The 8,772-nt window shown below is 50.4% G+C and carries 4 protein-coding genes and 1 pseudogene; 4 read left to right on the top strand and 1 reads right to left on the bottom strand.

What is annotated here, in order from left to right:
- Positions 1-92: 92 nt before the first annotated feature.
- Complete coding sequence (locus N4Q37_RS14150; RefSeq protein ID WP_260958617.1) at positions 93-380, bottom strand: hypothetical protein; 288 nt, start codon at positions 378-380, stop codon at positions 93-95.
- Positions 381-773: 393 nt separating this feature from the next.
- Between N4Q37_RS14150 and N4Q37_RS14145 the strand changes: the two genes are divergently transcribed.
- The 4 genes and pseudogenes from N4Q37_RS14145 (at position 774) to N4Q37_RS14130 (ending at position 8,761) form a co-directional block, all read left to right on the top strand.
- A complete protein-coding gene (locus N4Q37_RS14145) occupies positions 774-4,646 on the top strand; it encodes a hypothetical protein (protein WP_260958616.1) in 3,873 nt (1,290 codons plus the stop codon).
- A 499-nt stretch (positions 4,647-5,145) separates the two neighbouring features.
- Positions 5,146-6,101, top strand: a pseudogene (locus N4Q37_RS14140) (IS3 family transposase); the annotation flags it as partial.
- A gap of 379 nt (positions 6,102-6,480) precedes the next feature.
- Positions 6,481-7,137, top strand: coding sequence for a DCL family protein (locus N4Q37_RS14135; protein WP_071537742.1), 657 nt, complete (start codon positions 6,481-6,483; stop codon positions 7,135-7,137).
- A 211-nt stretch (positions 7,138-7,348) separates the two neighbouring features.
- Complete coding sequence (locus N4Q37_RS14130) at positions 7,349-8,761, top strand: serine/threonine protein kinase (RefSeq protein WP_260958615.1); 1,413 nt, start codon at positions 7,349-7,351, stop codon at positions 8,759-8,761.
- The last annotated feature ends 11 nt before the right edge of the window (positions 8,762-8,772 follow it).

Here is an 8,772-nt window from a genome sequence, read left to right as displayed (position 1 = left end):
CCTGATCAAGAGCAACAGCACCTCGAACAAGCTGCATAGTTTGATGGCTGACGCGACAACTACCTTGAAAAACGCCGCTAGCAGAGACCTCTTTACTCTTTAGACAAGTCGATGCTTCCTGGCGCGCAATGTCCCAGAATGTAGATGACTTCATCAGGCCCGATGCAACTTTGCAGACGCTCTTTGAGCCTTTTTTTCGAAGGCCCGTCGAAGGTGAAGAATTCATAGTCGGCCAGGTCGGTCCTTTCTGTATTGGCTTCAATTTTTGAGCGCCTGGCTTTACGCCAGTTCTCCCTCGTGTTGATCCATTGTTTGGACTGCTGTGAAAAGGGAGATATCACGATTCGTGAGTGTTTATGGGTGCTGCCGTCATCACACATAGCGTTCTCTCCAAGCGTCAGATCTCCATGCCGAAGAGAGTCTAGTCAAGACTGAGGACTTGGCTCCTGGCTATTGATGCTTACGAATAGATGGAGACAGGGGGGCAGATGGCTCAGACAAGTGGATAAACATCGATACACACTGTGTTTAACAGAGCAGGTCGTTTCGCTGGGTGTTGCGTTTCAGTTCATACCTTTGACACCCGCTTTTCCTAGGCCTGAGAGTTTAATTCGTCGCCTTCAATGAAAAAGCTATGTTGCTCGTCTTAGTCCGTACCCTGTTGCAAATAATTTGTTACAAATTGAGCGATCCAATCAAGCCGGAGATCTGTTTTTCACCTTTGAAGCAAACTCAATTAAGCTCAGCAGCAAAATTGAAAGAGACGCCAAAAAATGGAATTTCCTGGGTTAACTCGGCAGTTGTTAATTGACCCTGAGCTTTGGAGTATGACTCGATCAGGTGCACGGGCTGGTCGGGGTTTTCGGTATCAAGACGCAGTAACCGCTTGGCTTGCCTCATTGGCGTGGAGTGGCGAAGCCACTTGGGCGCGGCTCATTCCGGAAGGGGTCGACGACCTTACCTTGCACGGACCTGAGCTTGAGTTTAGAGCCCAGCTCAAGGCCAGGCATGATCCTCAGGGTGTCTTCTCCCAATCTGAGACGGCAAAACACCTTGCCAAAAGCGCTAGGGATCTCCCGCTCGACTGGCGTGAATCCAATCGGGTGAGACTAGCACTGGTACTAGAGCGACCGCTTGAGGGTATTCAACCTACAGGTTGGATAGTCACGCTTGCGGAAAGTGGCCAAGATCTGACGAAATTCGAAAAGCTTTTGGCAGAGGCATTAGGGCAACCCGAGAGTGGTATCGTCGAGGCTTTACTAGCACGCACCCACTTGGTGATTGAGCCCGACCCGCTAGATCGTGGCTGCACTGCTCTCTCCAGTACATCACTACCGCCTGCGGGTGTGCGGCTGGTTCTACAACAACTTCGCGAACAGGCTGGGAAAGCATCTGATTCCAACTACTTAGCATCGAGCGACAAGCCAGAGACGTTGGGTCGCAGCGATGTACAGATGCGTATCGATGGAGTTCAAGGGATTATTGATCCTATCGGCTACGTTGCTTTGACTGCTGGCCTAGCTGAGATCGCAAACTTCAGCGAACCGATGCCATCTGGTGCCTTCTATCGAGGTGTCAACGTAGTTCCAGGGCACGTTGGTGCTGGTCTAGTATTCGCTCGACCGGAGTTGATGGCAGACATTTTAACCGGCCTTGAGGCAAAGCGATTTGCTTTGATCGCGGGACCTTCTGGTGCTGGAAAATCAGCTCTGGCCTGGTTGTCCGCTCACCATACGCGTCATGCAGTGCGTTGGTATCGCATTCGGGAGTTGCAGGTTGCCGACGTAGCAAAACTCATTCAGCTCGCCAAACTATTAGAAGCGAGTCCTGCGCGCCCCGTAGGCTTCGTTGTTGACGATGTGGGCCGGCAGGAGACCTCGGGTTGGGACTCGCTTGTTCGGGAGGTAGAGGCTCAGGCAGGTCTGCTTGCCATTGGAACGGTGAGAGAGGAGGACATCTTTCTTTTGTCATCCGCGGCTCGTACTCCGACGATCCGGCCCAAGCTGGATGAGAGTCTGGCATTCGGAATATGGAAAGCTCTGCAAACGTCCGGCTCAGTGGTTTTCAGTCACTGGCAAGAGCCATTTGAGCTAAGTAACGGTTTGCTTCTCGAGTACACCCACTTACTAACTGCCGGGGAGCGGCTTGAGGAGACGATTCGTGAGCAGGTGCGTCGTCGTCTTGCTGAAGACCGGGGCGATGAGCTGATGATTCTAAGGACCATTTCCTTCGCTGCTGCTCAAGGGGCAGCTGTAGACCCAGTTCGGCTTCGAATACTTTCTGGAATGGATGAGCCTCGCTTTGCAAAGTTGCTTCAGCGACTGGTCGATGAGCATGCGGTGCGTGCCAGGCCTGATGGTGCACTCATGGGGCTGCACGAGATCCGCTCGACATATCTTGACGTAGCCATCCGTGAGCTTCTCGGTGAAGCTAGAAGTCGGGCAGTCACAGCGGCAGCTGAAACCCTTGCGAGCGATACTTTCGCGGCGTTCATCGTTCGGGTGCTGCGACGATGGCCTGAAGAGGAAAAAGCCATTTTGGAGGGGCTCGTCGCTCGGCTAAAGACAGAAGACGGGCGGTGCTGGACGCCAGTTCTTCATGGCCTCGGACTCGCAACCGCGGATCGAGTTGCAGAAAAATGGTTGGAAATTTCTCGTTCAGTAGATATTGAGGACCGCTTAAGCGGGTTCACTTTTATGTTTACTCTCGCGAGCATGGATTTCGGCGACGAACCGTTATTCGCCAAACCGAAGTTAGCGCATGCCTCCTTCTCGAAAATCGATGTCGCAGATCTACGCAACATTTTGATCGAGATGGCAGCAACCGCTTGGCCTGCCGAATTAAGTGTTAGCGAGGCGGCCGAGCTGGCTGCGACGTTATTGCCAATTGTCGGTTGCAAATCACCGCCGTCTATCAAGTGCATTCCAAGTGGAGATTTGACTAATACCTCCTTGGAAGATCTTCTAGCTCTTCTAATCACATTAAGAGAAGTAGATTTAGATGCTGCACGAGCTGTCATTGAGATGTGCGGAGGCACGTCCGCTCTAATAAATCGCTTGTACAGTGAGACACCTTGGGTAACTTGCCCTGAAATCGGGGAGTCTGATGGCAAGCTCAATGTGACTGGGTACGTTCGTTTCGTTCATTCTGAGGTTCAGTCAGATCTGAATGAGGAGGTCGTACGTTTATGCACCGCTATGAGCGCTGTGGTACCTGATGCCGAGCTCCTTATTTCAGACGCGATCTTCTGCGACGGCCATCCCGTTGGGTATGGAGCGCACTCTCAGAACACCAAGCGAATGCCTCGCCATGCCGTCATAGCTCCGATACGAATTGCCTGGAACCAAGCTCAAATTCGAGCGATCAACCGATTGGTAGCTGCTCCCACCGAGACCCAGCGCACAACAGACTTAGCCGTTGCAATCAATGAACTTGGAGTAAAGCTGAGGGAGGCGGGGGATTTCTACTGTCGGATGGAAATCCCAGGAGCGAAGTGGAAAATGCTTCTGCAGATTCGAGATTGGCTAACAACGTTCATTCAGCCTCCGAGTATCAGTGAGTCAATCTCCGGGCCTCTATCACCAGGTAAGTCGAATGATGGTGACAAACTTCATGACTTTGTTACAGGTCTGCAACGACTGATGACTGAACTGACTGATGGAGTTTCGGAAAAGCCCAACCTAATGGCTGCTCGGACAGCTAGCTTGGTGCGCGACGCGGAGTTATTACATCGCCCAGAGTTATGGCGCATGACCAGCGAGCCCCCCCTGGAAATGTTGGTTCAAATAGCCGAGACGCTTCGGCAGATACGCGCGGTACTTGCCGATGCTGCTATGAATCCGGATCAGCGCCGCGTTTCTGCAAGCCGCTTTCGTACCATGAGTCGTCGGCACTCAGTTCTACATCGCGCTGCGAATGATGCGTTTCAAAGGGCTGATTCATTGACATCCGCTCGCCGAGAACAGATACGGCTCGCTATGGCGGACAAAGGGTTAGACGTCGAAGTGTATTCGCGTAGACAACCTAAAAGCAGTGGCGCTCAATGGCCTGATGCTGAGTTTGCTGTTCTCTTGAAGGTAGAGACGCTTTTTGATTGGTTAACCACGGAAGAAGCTTTCTCCGCAGTGGCAGCTGCACTATCGAACAACGCAACGATTAGCTACGGAGCGGTAATAAATGGGTGCTTATCTCCTATTGGCATGACTTTTATACTTTCGCTATTCCCTGACGTCACGTTCGCTGACAAATGGAAAGACAGCTTACCGTACCCCCCGATAATTGATGATGATTTGAAGTTTTATGATGAGGCGCTGGATGCCATCAGTGCTATGTCGGCAGCTTGCGCAGAATCAGGGCGTGAGATGAATGCCAAAGAACTTGAATTTGTAACAAGGATGATGGAGCGATGCCGATACAGTATGGAGTGCATTGCGACGAAGCTAGAAGATACTGTAGATGATGTGCTTATCGACGCAGCAGGTTCTCTTAGTCGTATATTTAGTCGCTTTCAAAATGAACTGGAAAATGGAGTGAAAGTAAGATTAGCTTCTGATTTGTCAGCCGGTCTACGCGGAACCATAACGGATCTGACGTGGGAAGTTTTACATATTCGCTTAGCCCTTATGGAACGTGCTGCCTTTCGATAAGGTAGCACGAAAAGGCTAATCGCGCGCTCTTATGAATGGACCGTGGATTAGTATCATCGAGCGATAGTTGTTAATTTTATTGTTAGGCAGGTTGCATAATGGATGTAGTTTCTATTTTGTCAGGGGCTGTCAAGTCTATATTGGCTCGGGCTTTTAAGCCCGCATTTGAGCTTGTCGAGAGAATTCTATTCGAAGAGGCATATAAGGCTTCAACCGAGCACCACATCTATCGAGCGCTAAAAGTAGATAAACCTGAAAAATTCGGATGCGGAATTAGCTGCGATATGATTTGGCAAATCATATTTTTTTAGGCGAAAACTTACAAGCCCAGTGCTAAGAGTGTCCGCGCATGATGGAGCTGAATTCAAAAAAGTTGTGTTATGTGTAACGGCATTCGCTGATGTCATGCGGTATCAGGATGTTGTAACGTTGTATGATATAGGTGAAGTCGTGGTTCAAACCGCGCTACCGAGCATCCCTCTTCGAGATTTGAAATTGTACGCGTGATGATTTGCTGGCTGAGTTGAGCCAGTTACGGATGGAAATCGCTTATTTAAAAAAGCTCGATGCCTTGGTTCAAGCGAAGGAACGAGCAGCGCAGCGGAAAAAGCGCAAATCGTGATTGAACTGAGGCAGGAGCACCCTCTGGAAGGCGTTCTGAAATTGGCGGGCCTGGCCCGTAGCACTTTTTACTATCAACAAAAGGTGCAGCAATCCGTTGATAAATACGCGGTGCTGAAGACCAGAATTTGCTCAATTTTCGACGAGCACAAGGGCCGATATGGCTATCGCCGCATCACTGCTGCCGTTCGGCGAGCTGGCCATCTCGTGAACCACAAGACTGTTCAGCGCCTCATGGGCGAGCTTCAGTTGAAAAGCCGTGTGCGCATAAAGAAATACCGGGCCTACAGAGGCGAAGAGGGTCAGGTAGCGCCGAACCTGCTGAAACGGAAGTTCGATGCCTAACGACCGAACCAGAAATGGGTAACCGATGTGACGGAGTTTCGGGTCGGCGGGCAGAAGCTTTACCTCTCACCGATACTTGACCTCTACAACGGTGAAATCATCGCCTTCAAGACCGCCAGGCGCCCGCTGTTCGACATGGTCGGCGCGATGCTACGGCAAGCTTTTGAACGGCTGCGGCCGCGCGATAAGCCAATCTTGCATTCCGACCAGGGATGGCAGTACCGGATGCCTATTTACCGCCGCGTGCTGAACGAGCGTGCGGTAAAGCCAAGCATGTCCCGCAAAGGAAATTGCTATGACAATGCGGCTATGGAAAGCTTTTTTGGCACGTTGAAATCCGAGTTCTTTTACCTGAACAAATTCAACAGTCTCGATGAGCTTGAAGCAGGTATAGAGGACTACATACACTACTACAATCACTCGCGAATCAGACTGAAACTAAGCGGCCTGAGCCCTGTGGAATACAGGACTCAAGCACGGCGGGGATAGAAGGCGTCCAAGTTTTCGGGGTCAGATCAAAATTTAGGTGGACACCATCGCCTTTGGCGTCGGGGTCAGGAAGGGGTGTTGGCCGGACGGATACGAGGATTTGGCTCCTGGCTATTGATGCTTACGAATAGATGGAGACAGGGGGGCAGATGGCTCAGACAAGTGGATAAACATCGATACACGCCTTGTTTAACTTATGGGCGATGTATTGCGTTCATGAACGCCCTTGCTGTAGGCGCCGCTAGCCATTCGGCTCAGCGATAGCTTCCGATGTTCATAGCTCCACGTTCATGAGAAGCTCATGCAAAGTAGTAAGCCTTTGCACGCCACGATTCTGTTGACAGAGCTTAAAAGACACGACGGGTGAGGAGATGCAGGTTTGTACTGGTTAGGGCCATTTCAGTACTCATCTAAACAAGAGCTGCTTGATAGACTCAAGGTCTTCGTGGCCACCGCACCGGTTGGCAGGGTTTCTCACAAAATTGCCATCCAAAAACTCCATCTGCTCATTGCTCTACACCCTGATGCAGAGCGGAAGATTGGCTCAGGTGTCGACCACTTCAAAATTGAGCGGAATGCACTAGGTGCAGGCCAGGGGCTTTGGCTCGTTCGTAGTGATGGTACAGAGACCTCATTTTCCTATAAACGCTGCATCACCGGGGTGCGACAGTCATCCTATGGGAAGGTTTGCGAGGCCCTCAGATTCTCGGTTCGCTCACAGTTGATAGCGTTTAGAGAGACACAGCAGGTGCCCGCCAAATGTGCGATCAGCGGTAAGGACATCGTGTGCCGTCGTGATCTGCATATAGATCATAAGGTTCCGTTCTGGAAGCTGCTGCAGTCCTTCGCAGAGGCTCAGCAAGTTGACCTATCCCTGCTTGATACGGTGGGAAGCGGGGAGACATTAGCTCTGGTTGATCAAGAGATCAGCAAGGCCTTTGAAGCATTCCACCTGGCCCACGCTGAACTCCAACCTTCCAGCAAAACCGCGAATGCTCTGAAAGGTGGAAGACTCTCGTTTCCTAGCCGCGGCTGAAAGTCCTCGCCGCCATGAACCGGTAGCCAACCGGAGCAGCCTATGAAGCGCCTCCATGCCTATCCTGCTGCATCCACTCGGTGGTGCTAGCGGATCCGATTGATCTGGTGCGAGAGGTTACTAGCCCGGCGCAATAAATGAATGGCACACTCAGTGTGCGGTAACCAATGCCTATGCCGCAGCGGCCTCATTGAGGAAGGGGGAGCAAGGAATGCCTGATCTGTCGCAAGAAATAGTTGAGGACCTGGCCGGTCGCTTGCGAAGTCATCTTTCAAAAAAAGATGGTTATGGAGAAATAGAGTTCTTAAATGCCGGCGGCTCCGCAGCAGTTTATAAAGTCGAGACTCCTTGCGGAGTAAGAGCATACAAAGTTTTTGATCCTAAATTCGTAAACGATGATGATAATTCAAAGGAGAAACAAAGGCTAGAGCTTCAGAAGCGCCTAATCAATCATGACTGTGAGCAGTTAGTTCAAACCTACTCCATCGAAATGGCGGAGGGAACTGCATTTGTCGAAATGGAGTTTGTTGCCTGGCCTCAACTCAAGAAAATTCTTAAGGATGTTCCTGACGAGTCAGTGATCCCCCTTATCAAACAGCTCACTCAAGCAGTCCGCTTCCTTGAAGATCTAAATATTGTACATCGAGACATAAAGCCTGAAAATATACATGTATCGCCTGATTGGGCTTGTTTGAAGCTATTGGATCTTGGTGTTGTTAGGGAGTTTGATCCGGGGCCTGACGCAGCGGAGACAGATCAAGGTAGCCTTCGCCCATTCTTGGCGACAGCTCAATATAGCTCGCCCGAATATTTGTTTCGCTTAGATGAACCATCTGCTGTGCTATGGCATGCCTTAAATTTTTATCAGGTCGGAGCTGTTCTGCACGATCTAGTAATGAAAGAATCAATATTTCAGCCAGAAATAGAGGCAGGCAATAGATGGCTGGTCGCAAAAGCCGTACTAACCCAAATGCCATCGTTTACAGATGGTAATCCTGCACGACTTGCCCATCTCAAAGCGCTCGCACGCAAGTGCTTAACGAAGGACATTTCCACGCGGCTAAATATTGTTGATTGGAGCGCTTTCGATCTGCTCGACTCAAACGAAACCCTTCTGACCCTAAGGCGGCGATTGGAGTCTCGCCGGGCGCTAGGCGATGACGAAGCCACGAGGCGGCTTAGATTTGACCGGGAGCAGTTTCGAGATGCATTGATAGCAAAAGTTCGAGAGCAACTTATATCAGCCTGTCAAACAGATCTGCCTATCAGATTTTATTCTGCCGCCCCCGGAGAAAACGAGAGTTCAGATTTTTTATTAACCCCTGTAATCGGTGCGGTTATTGGTATTAGGCTTATGATGGATTGGCAGACAGGAATATATTTAAAAACGGCCAACATAAAGATGTCGGCTGGAATATTTTCAGGTGATGAGCATGTGGATTTTGACGCACTTCACCAGTCGATTGCTTGTTGCGTATCGATAGATAACAACTCTGATGAGTGTGCGGCTGAGCTGTGCGTAGAGATTGCAGGCCTAATAGGCTGCGCTCTAGATATAGTAGATAGTGTGGCTCACGACCAAGGGCAATTGTTGTCGCTCAATAAAAAAGATCTTTTGATATAGCGCTAGGTAAT

The sequence above is a fragment of the Pseudomonas citri genome, assembly GCF_025336485.1.
In the GTDB taxonomy this organism is placed as follows: domain Bacteria; phylum Pseudomonadota; class Gammaproteobacteria; order Pseudomonadales; family Pseudomonadaceae; genus Aquipseudomonas; species Aquipseudomonas citri.
The sequence above is the reverse complement of the archived record's forward strand: the minus strand, read 5'-3'. Positions and strand labels throughout refer to the sequence as shown.

Bases quoted from the DNA above. Each gene is read 5' to 3' on its own strand.
- N4Q37_RS14150 (WP_260958617.1), bottom strand. From the start codon at position 380: ATGTGTGATGACGGCAGCACCCATAAACACTCACGAATCGTGATATCT.
- N4Q37_RS14145 (WP_260958616.1), top strand. From the start codon at position 774: ATGGAATTTCCTGGGTTAACTCGGCAGTTGTTAATTGACCCTGAGCTT.
- N4Q37_RS14130 (WP_260958615.1), top strand. From the start codon at position 7,349: ATGCCTGATCTGTCGCAAGAAATAGTTGAGGACCTGGCCGGTCGCTTG.